The following is a 15,956-nucleotide window of genomic DNA, read 5'->3' as shown; positions in this document are numbered from 1 at the left end:
CGGTGTGCTCCTGAACTACTGGGGTGGGTTGCCGTGTTTGCGGACGGGGGGTTCGGCGTGCTTGGCGCGCAACATGATCAGCGATCGGATGAGGACCGCCCTGGTGTCGGCCGGGTCGATCACGTCGTCGACCAGACCGCGCTCGGCCGCGTAGTAGGGGTGCATGAGCTCGCGCGCGTAGCGGGCGACGAGCTCGGCCCTGGCCGCGGCGGGATCGGCGGCGGCGGCGATCTGCTTGCGGAAGACCACGTTCGCCGCGCCCTGGGCGCCCATCACCGCGATCTCGTTGGTCGGCCAGGCCAGGGCCAGATCGGCGCCGACACTGCGCGAATCCAGCACGATGTAGGCGCCGCCGTAGGCCTTGCGCAGCACGATCGAGATCCGCGGCACGGTCGCGTTGCAGTAGGCGTAGAGCAGCTTGGCGCCGTGCCGGATGATGCCGCCGTGCTCCTGCCCGACCCCGGGCAGGAAACCGGGGACATCGAGCAGAGTGATCAGCGGGATGTTCATCGCGTCGCACATCTGGACGAACCGCGCGGCCTTCTCGCTGGCGGCGATGTCGAGCGTGCCCGCCAGGCACTGCGGCTGGTTGGCCACGAAACCGACGGTGTGGCCGTCCATCCGCGCCAGCGCGATGACGACATTGGCGGCCCAGCGCTCCTGGATCTCCAGATACGCGCCGTCGTCGGCGATCTCGGCGATCACCGCGCGTACGTCGTAGGGCGTGGTCCCGGTCTCGGGCACGAGCTCGGCCAGCGCCGGGCAGCGCCGCTCGACCGGGTCGTCGGTCGGCACCACCGGGGGCAGCTCCCGGTTGTTCTGCGGCAGGAACGACAGCAGGTAGCGGACATCGGCCAGGCAGCCCGCCTCGTCGTCGTGCACGAAGTGCGCGACTCCCGAGCGTTCGGCGTGCACGTCGGCACCGCCGAGGCCGTCGCGGGTCACCGTCTCCCCGGTGACGGCGGTGACGACATCGGGACCGGTGATGAACATCTGCGCGGTGCCGCGCACCATCAGCACGAAATCGGTCAGCGCGGGCGAGTAGGCGGCCCCGCCCGCACACGGCCCGAGCATGACGCTGATCTGCGGAATGACCCCCGAGGCCGCGGTATTGCGCCGGAAGATGCCACCGTAACCCGCCAGCGCGGCGACCCCCTCCTGGATCCGCGCGCCCGCCCCGTCGTTCAGCGAGACCAGCGGCGCGCCCGCGCTGATCGCCAGATCCATGACCTTGTGGATCTTCTCGGCGTGCGCTTCGCCGAGGGCACCGCCGAAGATCCGGAAGTCGTGGGCGTAGACGAACACGATCCGCCCGTCCACGGTGCCCCAGCCCGCGACCACCCCGTCGGTGTAGGGCCTGCTGTGCTCGAGACCGAAGCCGGTGGCCCGATGCCTGCGCAGCGGCTCGAGTTCGGTGAACGAATCCGGATCGAGCAACAGCGCGAGGCGTTCGCGCGCGGTGAGTTTCCCCCTGGCGTGCTGTCGCTCGGTGGCGGTGGGATCCGGGCCGGTCGCGGCCAGCTCCTTGCGCAGGCGCAGTTCGTCGAGCCGGGGGATGTCGCCGTCGCCGGCGGGCACGAACGGGAGCGTGTATTCCTCGGTCACAGCGGTGTCCTCTCTCCGTCAGGCCGCGGCCCGGTCGAGCAGGCAGGTTTCGAAGAAGGCCAGCGCGCTGGTGTGATACGCGCGGGCCGCCCAGCCCAGGCTGATGTTGTGGCCGGCGCGCGGCACCCTGGTCAGGCCACGCCGGGGCGCCCCGCGCAGCATCGCGACCAGGTCGGCGAGCGCGGCGTCGTCGGTGCGCCACCACCGTTCCTGCTCGGCGAAGCTGAACCGCACCGGGATCCGGATGCGATCGGCCAGCTCGGCGAAGGTCTGCGGCCAGGCCGCCGCGTCGACCAGCTCCTGGATCGGCGGCGAGTCGACCGTCGCGCCCGCCCGGGCGAAGGTGCCGGGCGGGTAGAGCTGTAGGTCGCCCCAATTGCGTTGCCAGGCTTTCGATTCCAGCGAGTCCTCGGCGTAGAGGTGACCGCAGCCGGAGACGTCGACACCGAGGAAGGTGGTGTCGTCGGTGGCCAGGGTGAGGGCCAGCTTCCCGCCGAAGGAGTGCCCGAGCAGGAAGACGCCCGCCCCGATCTCGTTGCCCGCGGTGAAGTCGGCCAGCCCCGCTCGGATCGTCTCGGCCTGCTCGGCCAGCGACTGCCCATCCGGCAGGGCGTCGGCGGAGTCGCCGTAGCCGGGCCGGTCCAGCGCCAGCACCGCGTAGCCGAGCCGGGTGGCGGTGCTGAGCAGCGAGACGTCCGGATGGGCGCGCCCGTGGAAGTAGCCCGCCGACATCCCCGCCCCGTGCAGGGCGAGGACGGTCGCCCTCGGCAGGGCCAGGGCGGGCGTGCTGAGCAGCCCGGACAGCGAAATCCCGGCCGCGTCCACGGTGATCCGGTGCACGCCGGGGGTCAGGACCGCCGAGCGCGCCTCGGCGGAGCTCATGACCGGTCCTCGGCGAAGGTCTTCGCGTGCCGCAGCGTCGCCAGGCTGTTGGTGCTCAGCGCCCGCTGCACGTACGCCCGCGCGGCGGCGACATCGGCGTCGGGACCGAGCACGGCGGCGATGTTGTCGGTGTTGAGCACCACGCTGTGCTGGGACGACACCGCCACGCCGTCGGCGTGCGGCCGCACGGTCCAGTAGCCGGTGTGCAGCGTCATCAGCGCGGGCATGGTGATCTGCTTGTAGGCGATCGTGTGGTGCGGCAGGACGATCCGGTACGACATGGTGCGGTGCTGGGAACCGTCCACCGCCACGGTGTCCATCGCCAGCGACTGCATGCCGGGCCCCGGCTCGATCAGCTCGACCCCGGCCACGTGCGGCAGCCGCTCCGGCCACAGATGCGCGTCGCTGATGAACCCGAACACGTCCTCGGCGGTGCCGGCGACCGCCACCGTGTCCTCGAACGAGAACGCGGCGTCGGCGCCCGCGTCGCCGAGCTCGATGCTGCGTTTGAGCGCGGCCAGCTCGGTGCGCGAATTGCGGTCGACCACCTGATCGATCCAGCCGAGCTGATCGGCCGAGACCGCCTCGTAGTCGTGCAGCAGCCGCACGTGGCTGTAGTTCTCGGTGAGGGTGTCGACGATCCAGGTGCCGCCCATCGCCGCGATCGGCGGGCTGCTGACCTCCTGCCGGAAGTCGATGCGCCGGTGCTCGGGATCGAGCACCCGCCGCGACACCCAGTGCTTGACGCTGTCGGCCGCGGTGGCCCAGATCCGGATGCGCTGGTCGCGCTCGTCGTTGTCCAGGTAGTCGGCGAAGATGGTGGGCGGGAACAACTGCGGCCAGTTCCGCACGTCGGCCAGCAGGCGGTAGACGGTGTCGGCGGGCGCCGCGATCTCGATCGAGTGCTCGGCGCGGCCGGTGCCGGAGGTGGTCATGATCGTTGCCTCTCAGTAGTTCCCGAGTCCGCCGCAGACGTTCATCGCCTGGGCGGTGATGGACGCGGCGGTGTCGGAGGCCAGGTAGCCGACGAGGCCGGCCACCTCCTCCGGGGTGCAGTAGCGGCCGAGCGGGATCTTGGCGGTGAACTTCGTCATCACCGCGTCCTCCGAGGTCTGCTGCAGCGCGGCGTAGTTGCGCCGGACCTGCTGGGCCATCGGCGTTTCCACATAGCCGGGGCACACCGCGTTGACGGTGATCCCGGTCGGCGCGAGCTCGTTGCCCAGGGCCTTGGTGAAGCCGACGACGCCGTGTTTGGACGCCGAGTACGGCGCGCCGAGGACCACCCCCTGCTTGCCCGCGGTGGAGGCGATGTTGATGATCCGGCCGCGGCTGCGGTGCCGCATCCCGCCGGTGTTCAGCACCTCGCGCGTCATCCGGAAGACGCTGTTCAGGTTGGTGTCGATGACGTTGTCCCAGATCTCGTCGAGCAGATCGGCGGTGACCCCGCCACCGCTGATGCCCGCGTTGTTGACCAGCACGTCGACCGGGCCGAACCGGGTGGTGGCGGCCTCCACGAACTCGCGCACCGAGTCCCCGGAGCGCACGTCGACGGCGCTGCCCGCCACCTCGAGACCGGCTTCGTGCAGCTGCTTGACGGTGGTGGTGACGTTCTCCGCGGTCCGGGCACCGAGGTAGACCCGGTGCCCGTTCGCGGCGAGCAGCCGGGCGACGGCCAGCCCGATCCCGCTGGTCGCGCCGGTGACCACTGCGTGCGATTGCGACATGACGACTCCTGCTCAGGGGGTGCGGACGGGGACGAGGGCGTTCACCGCGGCCAGGAAGGCACGCGGCGTGGTGGCTTCGATGACGGTCGAATCGTCGAGCGTCACCCCGAATTCGCGTTCGACGCGGCTGGCGGTCTCGAGCATCGCGAGCGAGTCGTAGCCGAGGTCGTCGAAGGTCAGGTCGAGGATGCCCGTGTCCAGGTCGACGTTCTCGGGCTCGCCGGAGCCTTCGAGCAGGATCCGGGTCAGGTCGTCGAGGGTGAATGTCATGGGAGTGCCCTTCCTTCGGGAGCGGTGAGAACCATGGCGGAGTTGAAGCCGCCGTAGCCGCGGGCCAGGACGAGGGCGGCACGCATCGTCGCGTGCCGCTCCCCTCCGACCACCAGGTCCAGCGGTGTGCCGGAGTTCGGTGCGACGTTGATGGTCGGCGGGATCGCGCCCGCCTCGATGGCGAGCAGCGCGGTGGCGACGTCGAGCGGTCCCGCGCCGGAATACAGCCGTCCGGTCATGGTTTTCGGCGCGGTGACCGGGACGCCGCGGTGGCCGAAGACGGCGGTGATCGCCTCGGCCTCGATCCGGTCGGGCTCGGGCAGGCCCGCGGCGTCGGCGAACACCACGTCGATGTCGTCCGGGCCGAGCCCGGCGTCGGCGAGCGCGCGCTCGATCGCGGCGCGCAGGCCGGGCTCGCGACCGGTGTGCGGGGCCGGGTCGAAGGTGGCCGCGTACCCGGCGATCTCGCCGTAGCTGCGAGCCCCGCGCGCCGTGGCCGCGTCGGCGGATTCGAGGATCAGGATCGCTCCGCCCTCACCGGGGACGTGCCCGGCGGCCCGCTCGTCGAACGGGAGGTAGGCGGTGGCGGGGTCGGTGCCGGTGTGCAGCTGCCCGCTGGTCCACAGCGCCGCCCAGCCCCACGGGCACAGCGTGGCGTCCATCGCGCCCGACACCATCAGCGCGGTCCCGCGCCGAATCTGCCTGCGGGCGTGCGCGATCGCGTCGAGCCCGCCCGCCTGGTCGCTGACCACCACGCCGCTGGGCCCTTTCATCCCGTGCCGAATGGAGATCTGTCCGCTGTTGACCGCGTAGAACCAGGCGAAGGACTGGTAGGCGCTGACAAAGCCGCTGCCCTTGCTCCACAGATTGCCGAGCTCCTTCTGGGCGAACTCGAAACCGCCCGAGGACGCGGCGGTCAGCACACCCATGTCGAAGTCGGCCAGCGCGGCGGTGTCGACCCCGGCGTCGGCCAGTGCCCACTCCGCGGCGACCAGGGCCAGCCTGGTCACCTGATCGGTCTGCGGCAGCAGCCGATTCGGCAGGTGCGCCTTGGGATCGAAGTCGTCGATCTCGCCCGCGAGGGTGGCCGGATAGCCCGCCGGGTCGAACCGGGTGAGCGGGCCGATGCCGCTGCGGCCCGACCGCACCGCGTCCCAATACGGTCGCGTACCGAGGCCGTTCGGCGCGGTGATGCCGAGCCCGGTGACGACGGTCCTGGTGTCCTCGCGTACCGCGCCGCTCATGCCGGGGCTCCTGTCGGGGTGGTGAGCACCATGGCGCTCTGGAAGCCGCCGAAACCGCTGCCGACGGTGAGCACCGTGTCGGTGCGGTGCTCACGGGCGGTGAGCGGCACGTAGTCCAGATCGCATTCGGGATCGGGGGTGCGCAGATTCGCCGTCGGCGGCACCACGTCGGCGCCGATCGCCAGCACCGAGGCGGCGATCTCGATGGAGCCGATCGCGCCGAGCGAATGCCCGACCATGGATTTGATCGAGCTCACCGGGGTCGCGTAGGCGTGCGCGCCCAGGCTGCGCTTGAACGCCGCGGTCTCGTGCCGGTCGTTCTGCTTCGTGCCCGAGCCGTGCGCGTTGATGTAGTCGATCGCGTCGCCGGGCAGCTCCGCCTGGCGCAGGGCCACGCGGATGGCCTCGGCCATCTCCACGCCGTCCGGCCGCAGCCCGGTCATGTGATAGGCGTTGGCGCGGGTGGCGTAGCCGGCGATCTCGGCGTAGATGTGCGCGCCGCGCCGCCGGGCGGCCGAGAGTTCCTCGAGCACGAACAGGGCGGCGCCCTCGCCGAGCACGAAGCCGTTGCGCGAGCCGTCGAACGGGCGCGAGGCGGACTCGGGCTCGTCGTGGCGCGGGGTGGTCGCCTTGATGGCGTCGAAACAGGCCATGGTGATCGGCGAGATCGGCGCGTCCGAGGCGCCGGTGATCATGACGTCCACCGACCCCTCGGCGATGAGCTGGGCGGCGTAGCCGACCGAGTCGAGCCCGGAGGTGCAGCCGGAGGACACCACGGTGGCCGGGCCCTGCGCGCCGACCGCGTGCGCCACCTCGGCGGCGAACGAACCGGGTGACAGATGGTGGTAGAGGTGCTGGTCGGCGTACTTCTGGTCGACCAGGTGCAGCCGTCCGCCGTTGCTGATCACCCGGTAGTCCTGCTCCAGGCGCATGGTCGCGCCGACCGCGCTGCCCAGCGCCACCCCGATCGTGTACGGGTCGATCGCGTCGAGCTCGAGCCCGCTGTCGGCGACGGCGCCGCGCGCGCCGACCACGGCGAACTGCGCCGCCCGATCGAGGCGGTGCACCTCGTGCGGGGTCAGGCCGTGCTGCTCGGGATCGAAGTCGACCTCGGCGGCGACCCGGGAGCGGAACTGGTCGGGATCGAAGAAGCTGATCCGCCGGGTGGCGGTGCGGCCCGCGGTGAGCAATTCCCAGAACTGCTTGGTGCCGACTCCGCCGGGGGCGATCACCTCCATGCCGGTGATGACGACGCGCCGGGTGTTCATCGTGCCTCCCAGTGATAGAAGCGGTGCGCGACCGCGTCGGCCGGCTTGCGCCAGGTCGTCGGGTCGTACTTGTCGATCAGGGGGTCGAGGTCGTCGCAGATCTGGATGAAGCGCGGGTCGGCCTGCTTCCAGGCCTGCGCGATCACCTCGCCGCCGTCGGGTGTCTCGAAGTCCTGCAGGTGGAAATAGACGCCGCCGCAGGCGAACAGCTGCCGGCGCCGGGTGCCCATCCGATGCGGCGCCTCGGTGGTGTCGAAGTCGGCGAACAGCTGGGCGACTTGCGGACGGCGCGACGGGACGAGCCGGTTCACCACGAGCGTGCTGTACATCGCCGGGTGCACCGGGCCGGGCAGCCAGTGGTAGTACCGCTCGGCCGTCGGCACCGCGGCGTCGAAGACGGTGACCTCGGCGCCGAGGTCGGGGCCGTCGGGCACACCGGACAGCGGCGCGTCGCTGTCGACGACGTGCACGAGCAGGTCGGTGTGATAGTGGAACAGCTGGCGCCGCACGGTTTTCGCGTCCGAGGCGGGCGCCGCCGCGTCGTAGTCGGCGTAGGCGGCGGCCAGCCGGTCCCGCGCCGCGGTGGTGGTCGTTCGGGCGACCGTGACTGTCGTATGCATCCGGTGTCGGCTCCTCTGCGTCAGCTGTTCTGGATGCGGCACAGCACGGCGCCGGTGCCGATGCTGCGGCCGATGTCGGTGATCAGGCCGACCACGGTGCCCGCCTTGTGCGCGGTCACCGGCTGCTCCATCTTCATGGCCTCGATCACCGCGATGAGCTGGCCGGAGGTGACAGAATCACCTTCCGCGGCAGCTACTTTCACCAGCGTTCCGGCCATCGGAGCGGTCAGGGAATCGCCCGACGGCGCCGTCGCCGCCGCCCGGGCGACGCGGGCGGCGGGGCGGGTGACGGCCCTGCGGCCGCGCACGGGCAGGGTGACTTCCACGCGCCTGCCCCTGACCTCGAGCACCACCGTCTCGCGCGGCGCCGGGTCCTGGGGCGCCACACCGACACCGTCGAACGGCGCGAGGGTGTTGTCGAAATCGGTCTCGATCCAGCGGGTGTGCACCCGGAACGGCGCGTCGGTGAACGCCGGGTCGGTGACCAGGGCGCGATGCAGCGGCAGCACGGTCGCGATGCCGTCGATGCCGAACTCGTCGAGCGCGCGAGCGGCGCGCTGCAGGGCCTGGGTCCGGTCCTCGCCGGTGACGATGAGCTTGGCCAGCAGCGAATCCCAGTTCGCGCCGACCACGCTGCCCGCCTCGACCCCGGAATCGACCCGGACCCCCGGCCCGCTCGGGGTCCGGTAGCCGGTGATCGTGCCCGGCATCGGCAGGAAGCCGCGCCCGGGGTCCTCGCAGTTGATCCGGAACTCGATCGAGTGACCACGGCTCGGCGGGTCGGGGTAGTCGAGCAGGCCGCCCGCGGCCAGGCGCAGTTGTTCACGCACCAGGTCGATGCCGGTGACCTCCTCCGAGACCGGGTGCTCGACCTGCAGGCGGGTGTTGACCTCGAGAAACGACAGGGTGCCGTCCGCGCCGACCAGGAACTCACACGTCCCGGCGCCTCGGTAACCGGCCGCGCGCAGGATGGCCTTGGACGCCGTGGCGAGCGCGTCGCGCTGGTCGGGGGACAGGAAGGGCGCCGGCGCCTCCTCGACGAGCTTCTGGTGCCGCCGCTGCAGGGAACAGTCCCTGGTCGACACCACGACCACGGTGCCTTCGGCATCGGCCAGGCACTGGGTCTCCACATGTCGCGGTGCGTCCAGATAGCGCTCGACGAAGCACTCGCCGCGCCCGAACGCCGCCTGCGCCTCGCGCACCGCCGAGGCGAAGCACTCGGGGATCTCGGCGAGGGTCCGGGCGACCTTCAAGCCGCGACCGCCACCGCCGTGCGCGGCCTTGATCGCGACCGGCAGCCCGTGTTCCTCGGCGAAGCGCACGACTTCAGCGGGGTCGGTGACCGGGCCGGGGCTGCCCGGCACGATCGGCGCGCCCGCGGCGACGGCGATCCGGCGGGCGGTCACCTTGTCGCCGAGATCGCGGATCACCGCCGGCGGCGGCCCGATCCAGATCAGCCCGGCCGCGAGTACGGCGGCGGCGAAATCGGCGTTCTCGGAGAGGAATCCGTAGCCGGGATGCACCGCGTCGGCACCCGCGGCCCGCGCCGCGGTGAGCACGGCGTCGATGTTCAGGTAGCTCGTCTGCGCGGTGTCGCCACCGAGTGCGTAGGCTTCGTCCGCGGCGCGGACATGGACGGCGTCGCGATCGGGATCGGCGTACACCGCGACGGCGACGAGGCCGGCGTCCCGGCACGCCCGCGCGATCCGGACGGCGATCTCACCCCGATTGGCGATCAACACTTTTCGCATCGTGTCTCCTGAAAGTTGTTGGCGCTCTTCGGTAATCGTGGACAGCGCAGATCACCACGCGATGAACGGCGATTCCGGGAATCTTCAGGAGCTGTGCCCGGACCCGCCCGATTCCGGCGGATCTCGTCCAATTCCTCCCGGCTCGTTCAGATTCGGCTCCGCCCGGTTGCCCGCGCGTGCCGTCGGCCGTACCATCGCGCGCCGTCGTGCGGCCGGTCGGGCGTTCGCCAGCGGTCGCCAATACATGGCTTGCCATGTATTCTTGCGGTAGCCGCAGATCAATGACGATGGAAGGTGGGAATGGAACCGCTCGAGACGCTACCGATGGATCGGAGCACCTCCCTGGGGTACGTGATCAACCATCTCGCGCGGCTCATGGAACAGGCGCTGCGCGACCGCATCGCCGGGCACGGTGTGGTGCCGGGGCAATTCGCACAACTGCTCGCTCTGTACGAGGAGGAGGGGATCTCGCAGCTCCAGCTCTGCGAGAAGGTTCGTATCGACCAGTCGACGATGGCCCACACGCTCAAGCGGATGGAACGTGACGGCCTCATCGAACGCACCGCCGACCCCGAGGACGGCCGGCGGGCGCTGATCTACCTCACCGACCGGTCCCGCCGGCTCCGCACCGCGCTGATCGCGGCCGCTCGGGAGGTGAACGACATCGCGACCGCGGGATTTCCGGATGTTCGCGGGGACGACTTCATCCGCATGGTTCGACAGGCGATCGGCAACCTCGAGGCCGATCGGACCACATGACCATCGAAGAGAGGTAAACCATGCTCTCCCGCATCCATCCCATCGCGGGCACGATCGGATTGCTCACCATCCTCACCTTCTGGACCTCGACAGTGGTGACCGAGCTCAGCGGGTCGAAGGACGCGATCATCGCGGTGAAGCAGGCCATCCCGTGGGCCCTGCCCATCCTGGTCCTCGCGCTCGCCGCCACCGGCGGCACCGGGTTCCGGCTCGGTGGGACGTCGACGATGCCTGCCATCGTCGCGAAGAAGCGGCGGATGCCGTTCATCGCGGGCAACGGGTTGCTCGTGCTGATCCCGTCGGCGATCACCCTGGCCGTGCTGGCGGGCCGCGACGAGTTCGGGCCGCTTTTCTACGGCGTGCAGGCGCTCGAACTCGTCGCGGGCGCGGTCAATATCGTCCTCATGTCACTCAATATCCGCGACGGCCTGCGCATCACCGGCCGTTTCCGGTCACCGGATCAGGTGACCTCGAACGCTACCGTTGGTAGCGACGAATCTCAGGGATAGAAAATGAACGACACCAGTCTCCGTGCCGAACTCGAAGCATTGCGCGCGGAAGTCCGGGAATTGCGCGACCATCGAGAAATCGCCGCGCTGTTCGACACCTTTTTCTTCTTCGAAGATCGTAAATCCATGGATGACGCCTGGGCGGAATCCATTTTCACCGACGACGTATTGCTCGAATTGCCGCCGGAGGATTATCGCGGCATCGCGGGCATCGCCGCGCACATGACCTATGTCGTGAATCTCTTCGGTCCGACCCATCACACCACCACCGATTGTCATGCCGATATCGACGGCGACACCGCCGTGGTCCGGCTGAACCTGACCGCGACGCACAAGCACGTCGTCGCGGGGGAGCCGCCGCTGCTGGTCTGGGGCTATCTCGACGCCGACGTCCGGCGGACCGCCGTGGGCTGGCGGATCGCGAGGATGAAGTTCATCAAGGTGCTGCGCACCGGCGAGGCCCCGCCCGGATTCGCCTTCGACGAGAACCTCAACGTGGTCGCGGTGAGCTGACGACGCGACGGCCGCCGGCTCGATCCGAGCCGGCGGTTTTCGCCGTGCCCGGCTCAGTCCAGCGGCATCAGCTTGAAGCCGACGCCACGCACCGCCACGATCCAATCGCTGGCGCCCAGCTTGGCCCGCAGGCTGCTGACGTGCGTGTCCACGGTGTGCTGCGACCAGGACCCGTCCCAGACCTCGCCCAGGATCTGCTTGCGCGCCACCACGATTCCGGGCCGCCGCGACAGCATCAGCAGCAGGTCGAACTCTTTCCTGGTGAGCGTCAGCTGGCGGCCGTGCAGCGTGGCCTCCCTGGCCGCCGCGTCGATGCGCAAGGCGCCGCAGCGGGTGGCGGGCGGGGTGCTCTCGGCCTCGGGGCAGGCTCGCCGCATGAGCGAATCGATGCGGGCGACGAGTTCCCTGATCCCGAACGGCCTGGCCAGGTAGTCGTCGGCGCCCGAGCGCAGGCCGAGCACGCAGTCCAGCTCGGAATCGCGGTCGGTGACCACGATGATCGGGACCGGGTGGCGGGCCCGGATCGAACGGCAGACCTCGAACCCGTCGTAATCGGGGAGATCGGGGTCGAGCAGGACCAGATCGGCGCGGTCGAACAGTTTCAGCGCCATTCTTCCGGTATCGACGGTGGCGACTTGATGGCCGTAGCGGGGGAGTTCGCTGTCGAGTGTGCCGACGGCATCCGAACTCGCCGCGATGAGAATTCGCCAGGACCGTTCCACCATCAGGTGACGGGGTTCGGGAAAACTGGGCGCGAGGTCGATATCGGTTTCCCGAAGGTCACTGCTACGCATGGCTCGAATACCCCCACCGTCCTGGGCATCGAAATGCCGCACCGACGACCACACTGCTACGGGCGGCCGGTATTTCACCTGTCCTTGTCAGGGTAGCCGACTCTATGTGTTCGCGCACTGTGGCGTTCGGCGCCATTCTTTCGAAAAAGTGTCCGGATCGGTATTCCACAAATCCGATAACGGACGGTCGTTCAAGTCGTGGCGCCGAAGCGGCGGCGATATTCGGTCGGGGCGATACCGACCTGGCGCTGGAAGTGGTGCCGCAGCAGGGCGCCGGAGCCGAAGCCGGACTGGTCGGCGATGCGTTCGAGCGGCATGTCGGTGGCCTCGAGCAGGTGCTTGGCGAACAGGACGCGCTGGGTGGTGAGCCACTTGACCGGGGTGGTGCCGGTCTCGGCGGCGAAGCGGCGGGCGAAGGTCCGGGTGGACATGCTCGACCTGGCGGCCAGCTCGTCGACGGTATGCGGATGCGCGAGGTTCTCGGCGAGCCAGCTCAGCGTGGCCGACAGGCCCTCGGAGCGGCATTCGGGCACCGGCTGCTCGATGAACTGGCGCTGGCCGCCGTCGCGCTGCGGCGGCACGACCATCCGGCGGGCGATGCCGTTGGCCGCCGCGGTGCCGATCTCACGGCGCACCAGGTGCAGGCAGGCGTCGATACCCGCCGCGGTGCCCGCGCTGGTGATCAGGTTGCCCTCGTCGACGAAGAGCACGTCCGGGTCGACGGTCGCGGCGGGGAACTGCGCGGCCAGGATGTCGACATAGCGCCAGTGGGTGGTGCACTTGCGCCCGTCCAGCAACCCGGCCTCCCCGGCCAGGAAGGCGCCGGAGCAGACGGTCAGCACGATCGCACCCGCGTCCGAGGCCGCGCGGACCGCCTCGACGACCCGCTCGTCGTAGCTGTGGCCGAGGGTGAAGGGGAAGGCGGGGATGGCGACGAGATCGGCGTGCACCAGCTCGTCGAGGCCGTACTCGGGCGTCACCGAGACGCCGGGGGTGGTGGAGCGCAGCGGCTTGCCCGGCGTGGCCCCGCAGACCTTGAAGTCGAAGCCGGGCAGGCCGTCGGCGGTGCGGTCGAGGCCGAAAACCTCACAGACGACGCCGAATTCGAACATGGCGAGCTTGTCGTTGAGGACGACGGACACCGAGGACAGCATCACCCCATGCTATCTGGCCGAATCTTTACGCACAATGACAGAACAGCCACTTTCGGCCGAAAACAGACGAGCGCAAAATTTCTGCCATGGTTACTTTCTTGATCGTCCTCGCCGCCATCATCGGACTCGCCGTTCTCATCGGTCGCGGCACCGCGGGCTCGACCGGCGTCGTCGACCGCGACGCCCAGCGCATCGAAGCCGAACTCGCCGCCATCGCCGGCTACGCCACCAACATCCGGCCCGGCCTGCACTGAACGCGCGAATGCCGCCCCACCCGCGGGTGGAACGGCATTCGTGACAGGGGGAGAACTCAGACGGCGTCGCCGGGGCCGACCCGCGGCTTGGGGGCGCGCATCTTGCGGATCTGCGAGGCGCGCACGAAGGCGTACCAGCCCAGCTTGAAGCCGGTATCGGTGGTGTCGGGGAACCGCTCGATCACCCGGTTGTTCACGATCTTGCCGAGCACGAAGCCCTCGATGATCATGAACACCATCATCACCAGCATCGCCAGCGTCACGATGGTCTGCAGCCCGGGGGCCACGAACATCGACATGATCAGCACCAGCGCCATCGGCATGAACAGGCCGACCAGGTTGCGGCGGGCGTCGACCAGATCGCGCACGTAGGCGCGGACCGGGCCCTGATCGCGGGGCAGCAGGTACTTGTCCTCGCCGGCCAGCATCCGGGCGCGGCGATCCTGCACGGCGGCGCGGCGGTCGGCCGCGGCGGCCTTGCGGTCTTCCTTGGAGCCCTTGGTGGCCTTGCGGCGGGCGCGGGCCTCCTTGGCGGTCATCGGGGCGGGCGCGACCGGGCCGCGCCGTTTGCCTTCGGCCTCACGCCTTTTCGGGGTCGGGCGACCCTTGCCCGGGGTGGTGGAAGCGGGTGCGGTGGCGGTCTGTTCGACGTCCGGCACCGAGGGGTCGACGGACTCGTCGATGGTGCTGGACTCGTCGCGACGGAACAATTTCACGTTCACCAGGCTATTCGATGGGCCCGAGCATCGGGAAATGCGGTCCGCTGTGGGGTGCGCGCGGTCTCATCGGCGCCCGGAGTGCGACCTGGATCACGCCCCTGCGGCGCGTACTGTGGGGTGAACCACCCAGGTCGAATCCACGCTGCGTGGCGGGGGTGGCAAAATAGGAATAGCAGCCGCCGCGATGGTGTTGAAATCAGTCGTGCGCTGTGCACCTGAGGTCCGTTCCGCGGGCCGGCCGACTTAGGAGTGTCCATGACTGTGCAGAACGAGACCGCCACCGAGACCCACGGTGCGACGCTGACCGACGCTGCCGCCGCCAAGGCGAAGGCGCTGCTCGACCAGGAAGGTCGCGACGACCTCGCCCTGCGCATCGCCGTCCAGCCGGGTGGCTGTGCCGGCCTGCGCTACCAGCTCTTCTTCGACGACCGCGTCCTCGACGGTGACATCGTCGTCGAGTTCTCCGGCGTGAAGCTCGCCGTCGACCGCATGAGCGCCCCCTACATCCAGGGCGCCTCGATCGACTTCGTCGACACCATCGAGAAGCAGGGCTTCACGATCGACAACCCGAACGCCACCGGCTCCTGCGCCTGCGGCGACTCGTTCAACTGATCTTTCGCGGCCACGCCACGACACGGTCTGGTTGCGCTGAGGTGAACCACCGGGGGTAGCGGCTTGCTACCGTTGAAGTCCGGGATCTGACGATCCCGGACTTCTTGCTTTCCGCGCCTAGTGTCGAAGGGGCCTCGCCTCGTGTCTGTTGCTGTGTCCGCGTCCATCGCCACCGACCACCTCATGCGTTTTCCCGGTAAGTTCGCCGATGTGCTGCTCGCCGATCAGCTCGATCATGTGTCCCTGAGTTTCCTCGTCGACGACCTGCAGATCCGCCGGGGCGGCGTGGCGGGCAACATCGCCTACGCGATGGGCCTGCTCAAGCAGCGGCCCGTGCTGGTCGGCGCGGTGGGCGCCGACTTCGCCGAGTACCGGCAGTGGCTGGAGTCCAACGGCGTCGACTGCTCGGCGGTGCACATCTCGGACAAGGCGCACACCGCGCGGTTCGTCTGCACCACCGACGAGGCGATGGCGCAGATCGCCTCCTTCTACCCCGGCGCGATGAGCGAGGCGCGCGACATCGATATCGCCGCGATCGCCGGCGCGCACGATGTCGACCTGGTGCTGGTCGGCGCCAACGACCCCGAGGCGATGGTGGCGCACACCCGCCAGGCCAAGGCCGAGGGCATCGCCTACGCCGCCGACCCGTCCCAGCAGCTGGCCCGCCTCGACGGCGAGCAGGCGGCCGAGCTGGTCGACGGCGCCGCCTACCTGTTCACCAACAAGTACGAGTGGGCGCTCCTACAGCAGAAGACCGGGCTGAGCGAAGCGGAGATCACCGCCAAGGTCGGCATTCGGGTGACCACCCTGGGCTCCGAGGGCGTCCTGGTCGTCGACGCCGACGGCACCGAGGTGCGCGTCGGCGTTGTGCCCGAGGTGTCCAAGGTCGACCCGACCGGTGTCGGCGACGGCTTCCGCGCCGGTTTCCTCACCGCCCACCGCGCCGGCCTGAGCCTGGAACGCTCCGCCCAGCTCGGCTCCCTGATCGCCGTGCTGGTCCTGGAGACCACCGGCACCCAGGAATGGACGCTCAGCAAGGACGAGGCCGTTGAGCGCCTCACCAAGGCCTACGGCGCCGACGCCGCCGACGAGCTGTCGGTGCTGCTCTAGGCACGCAGAACCGAACGCCCCCTCGATCTTTCGACCGAGGGGGCGTTCGTCTGTCTCAGGGGGACTACAGCGAGACCGGGTAGACCGGCTCCTGGATCTCCGGCTTGATCCGGTCCTCGACGAAGATGCCGTGCCAGACCATGAAGACCAGCAGGGTCCACAGGCGGC

Annotated in this window: 18 protein-coding genes; 6 read left to right on the top strand and 12 right to left on the bottom strand. The window is 69.7% G+C overall.

Going from position 1 to position 15,956, the window contains the following annotated elements; all coding sequences use genetic code 11:
* Window positions 1–15 precede the first annotated feature (15 nt).
* The 9 genes from AB0L91_RS32680 to AB0L91_RS32640 are packed head-to-tail and all read right to left on the bottom strand — an operon-like array spanning window position 16 to window position 9,364.
* Window positions 16–1,605, bottom strand: coding sequence for an acyl-CoA carboxylase subunit beta (locus tag AB0L91_RS32680; protein ID WP_365016502.1), 1,590 nt, complete (start codon window positions 1,603–1,605; stop codon window positions 16–18).
* Between the two features lie 18 nt (window positions 1,606–1,623).
* Complete coding sequence (locus AB0L91_RS32675; RefSeq protein ID WP_365016500.1) at window positions 1,624–2,487, bottom strand: alpha/beta fold hydrolase; 864 nt, start codon at window positions 2,485–2,487, stop codon at window positions 1,624–1,626.
* Window positions 2,484–3,422, bottom strand: a complete 939-nt coding sequence (locus tag AB0L91_RS32670; RefSeq protein WP_365016498.1) for an aromatase/cyclase — start codon at window positions 3,420–3,422, stop codon at window positions 2,484–2,486. The genes AB0L91_RS32675 and AB0L91_RS32670 overlap by 4 nt, the downstream gene beginning before the upstream one ends.
* Before the next feature lie 12 nt (window positions 3,423–3,434).
* Complete coding sequence (fabG, locus tag AB0L91_RS32665) at window positions 3,435–4,211, bottom strand: 3-oxoacyl-ACP reductase FabG (RefSeq protein WP_355280029.1); 777 nt, start codon at window positions 4,209–4,211, stop codon at window positions 3,435–3,437.
* A 12-nt stretch (window positions 4,212–4,223) separates the two neighbouring features.
* Window positions 4,224–4,481: an acyl carrier protein gene (locus tag AB0L91_RS32660; RefSeq protein ID WP_357349306.1), complete on the bottom strand. Its 258-nt coding sequence runs from the start codon at window positions 4,479–4,481 to the stop codon at window positions 4,224–4,226.
* On the bottom strand, window positions 4,478–5,725 hold the full coding sequence (locus AB0L91_RS32655) for a ketosynthase chain-length factor (protein WP_365016495.1): 1,248 nt from the start codon (window positions 5,723–5,725) through the stop codon (window positions 4,478–4,480). Before AB0L91_RS32655 ends, AB0L91_RS32660 begins: the two co-directional genes overlap by 4 nt.
* The gene (locus AB0L91_RS32650) at window positions 5,722–6,993 is read right to left on the bottom strand and encodes a beta-ketoacyl-[acyl-carrier-protein] synthase family protein (protein ID WP_365016493.1); all 1,272 of its coding nucleotides are present in this window, start codon (window positions 6,991–6,993) and stop codon (window positions 5,722–5,724) included. Before AB0L91_RS32650 ends, AB0L91_RS32655 begins: the two co-directional genes overlap by 4 nt.
* Complete coding sequence (locus AB0L91_RS32645; RefSeq protein WP_365016491.1) at window positions 6,990–7,613, bottom strand: TcmI family type II polyketide cyclase; 624 nt, start codon at window positions 7,611–7,613, stop codon at window positions 6,990–6,992. Before AB0L91_RS32645 ends, AB0L91_RS32650 begins: the two co-directional genes overlap by 4 nt.
* 20 nt (window positions 7,614–7,633) lie before the next feature.
* Entirely contained in the window at window positions 7,634–9,364 is a 1,731-nt protein-coding gene (locus tag AB0L91_RS32640; protein ID WP_365016489.1) for a biotin carboxylase N-terminal domain-containing protein, read from the bottom strand.
* 300 nt (window positions 9,365–9,664) lie between these two features.
* On the opposite strand from AB0L91_RS32640, the gene AB0L91_RS32635 reads away from it, so the two are divergent.
* From AB0L91_RS32635 to AB0L91_RS32625, 3 genes are read left to right on the top strand one after another with little or no spacing between them, the layout of a single operon-like run.
* A complete protein-coding gene (locus AB0L91_RS32635) occupies window positions 9,665–10,123 on the top strand; it encodes a MarR family winged helix-turn-helix transcriptional regulator (RefSeq protein ID WP_357349295.1) in 459 nt (152 codons plus the stop codon).
* A 20-nt stretch (window positions 10,124–10,143) separates the two neighbouring features.
* A complete protein-coding gene (locus AB0L91_RS32630; RefSeq protein WP_365016487.1) occupies window positions 10,144–10,632 on the top strand; it encodes a hypothetical protein in 489 nt (162 codons plus the stop codon).
* 39 nt (window positions 10,633–10,671) lie between these two features.
* Entirely contained in the window at window positions 10,672–11,145 is a 474-nt protein-coding gene (locus tag AB0L91_RS32625) for a nuclear transport factor 2 family protein (RefSeq protein WP_365016485.1), read from the top strand.
* Between the two features lie 53 nt (window positions 11,146–11,198).
* Here the strand turns inward: AB0L91_RS32625 and AB0L91_RS32620 are convergent, their stop codons facing one another.
* Both AB0L91_RS32620 and AB0L91_RS32615 read right to left on the bottom strand, forming a co-directional pair.
* On the bottom strand, window positions 11,199–11,939 hold the full coding sequence (locus AB0L91_RS32620; RefSeq protein WP_365016483.1) for a response regulator transcription factor: 741 nt from the start codon (window positions 11,937–11,939) through the stop codon (window positions 11,199–11,201).
* 191 nt (window positions 11,940–12,130) lie between these two features.
* Window positions 12,131–13,093 (bottom strand): helix-turn-helix domain-containing protein, encoded by a 963-nt coding sequence (locus AB0L91_RS32615; protein ID WP_365016482.1) that lies wholly within the window; start codon window positions 13,091–13,093, stop codon window positions 12,131–12,133.
* A gap of 86 nt (window positions 13,094–13,179) precedes the next feature.
* Between AB0L91_RS32615 and AB0L91_RS32610 the strand changes: the two genes are divergently transcribed.
* Window positions 13,180–13,347, top strand: a complete 168-nt coding sequence (locus AB0L91_RS32610; RefSeq protein WP_355280057.1) for a hypothetical protein — start codon at window positions 13,180–13,182, stop codon at window positions 13,345–13,347.
* A 56-nt stretch (window positions 13,348–13,403) separates the two neighbouring features.
* Here AB0L91_RS32610 and AB0L91_RS32605 read toward each other — a convergent pair whose 3' ends face one another.
* Window positions 13,404–14,006: a DUF3043 domain-containing protein gene (locus tag AB0L91_RS32605; RefSeq protein ID WP_355280177.1), complete on the bottom strand. Its 603-nt coding sequence runs from the start codon at window positions 14,004–14,006 to the stop codon at window positions 13,404–13,406.
* Window positions 14,007–14,321: 315 nt separating this feature from the next.
* Between AB0L91_RS32605 and erpA the strand changes: the two genes are divergently transcribed.
* Window positions 14,322–14,678, top strand: a complete 357-nt coding sequence (gene erpA / locus AB0L91_RS32600) for an iron-sulfur cluster insertion protein ErpA (protein WP_067496006.1) — start codon at window positions 14,322–14,324, stop codon at window positions 14,676–14,678.
* A 141-nt stretch (window positions 14,679–14,819) separates the two neighbouring features.
* Window positions 14,820–15,788 carry a carbohydrate kinase family protein gene (locus tag AB0L91_RS32595; RefSeq protein WP_365016480.1) on the top strand — a complete coding sequence of 323 codons (969 nt, stop codon included), beginning with the start codon at window positions 14,820–14,822 and terminating at the stop codon, window positions 15,786–15,788.
* Window positions 15,789–15,956: the final 168 nt, after the last annotated feature.

It is taken from the genome of Nocardia sp. NPDC051833, assembly GCF_040681225.1.
Lineage (GTDB): Bacteria > Actinomycetota > Actinomycetes > Mycobacteriales > Mycobacteriaceae > Nocardia.
The sequence above is the reverse complement of the archived record's forward strand: the minus strand, read 5'-3'. Positions and strand labels throughout refer to the sequence as shown.

Excerpts from the sequence above, each read along its gene's own strand:
- erpA (WP_067496006.1), top strand. The coding sequence starts at position 14,322 with ATGACTGTGCAGAACGAGACCGCCACCGAGACCCACGGTGCGACGCTG.
- AB0L91_RS32660 (WP_357349306.1), bottom strand. The coding sequence starts at position 4,481 with ATGACATTCACCCTCGACGACCTGACCCGGATCCTGCTCGAAGGCTCC.
- AB0L91_RS32635 (WP_357349295.1), top strand. The coding sequence starts at position 9,665 with ATGGAACCGCTCGAGACGCTACCGATGGATCGGAGCACCTCCCTGGGG.
- AB0L91_RS32645 (WP_365016491.1), bottom strand. The coding sequence starts at position 7,613 with ATGCATACGACAGTCACGGTCGCCCGAACGACCACCACCGCGGCGCGG.
- AB0L91_RS32640 (WP_365016489.1), bottom strand. The coding sequence starts at position 9,364 with ATGCGAAAAGTGTTGATCGCCAATCGGGGTGAGATCGCCGTCCGGATC.
- AB0L91_RS32655 (WP_365016495.1), bottom strand. The coding sequence starts at position 5,725 with ATGAGCGGCGCGGTACGCGAGGACACCAGGACCGTCGTCACCGGGCTC.
- AB0L91_RS32620 (WP_365016483.1), bottom strand. The coding sequence starts at position 11,939 with ATGCGTAGCAGTGACCTTCGGGAAACCGATATCGACCTCGCGCCCAGT.
- AB0L91_RS32630 (WP_365016487.1), top strand. The coding sequence starts at position 10,144 with ATGCTCTCCCGCATCCATCCCATCGCGGGCACGATCGGATTGCTCACC.
- AB0L91_RS32670 (WP_365016498.1), bottom strand. The coding sequence starts at position 3,422 with ATGACCACCTCCGGCACCGGCCGCGCCGAGCACTCGATCGAGATCGCG.
- fabG (WP_355280029.1), bottom strand. The coding sequence starts at position 4,211 with ATGTCGCAATCGCACGCAGTGGTCACCGGCGCGACCAGCGGGATCGGG.
- AB0L91_RS32675 (WP_365016500.1), bottom strand. The coding sequence starts at position 2,487 with ATGAGCTCCGCCGAGGCGCGCTCGGCGGTCCTGACCCCCGGCGTGCAC.
- AB0L91_RS32650 (WP_365016493.1), bottom strand. The coding sequence starts at position 6,993 with ATGAACACCCGGCGCGTCGTCATCACCGGCATGGAGGTGATCGCCCCC.
- AB0L91_RS32615 (WP_365016482.1), bottom strand. The coding sequence starts at position 13,093 with ATGCTGTCCTCGGTGTCCGTCGTCCTCAACGACAAGCTCGCCATGTTC.
- AB0L91_RS32610 (WP_355280057.1), top strand. The coding sequence starts at position 13,180 with ATGGTTACTTTCTTGATCGTCCTCGCCGCCATCATCGGACTCGCCGTT.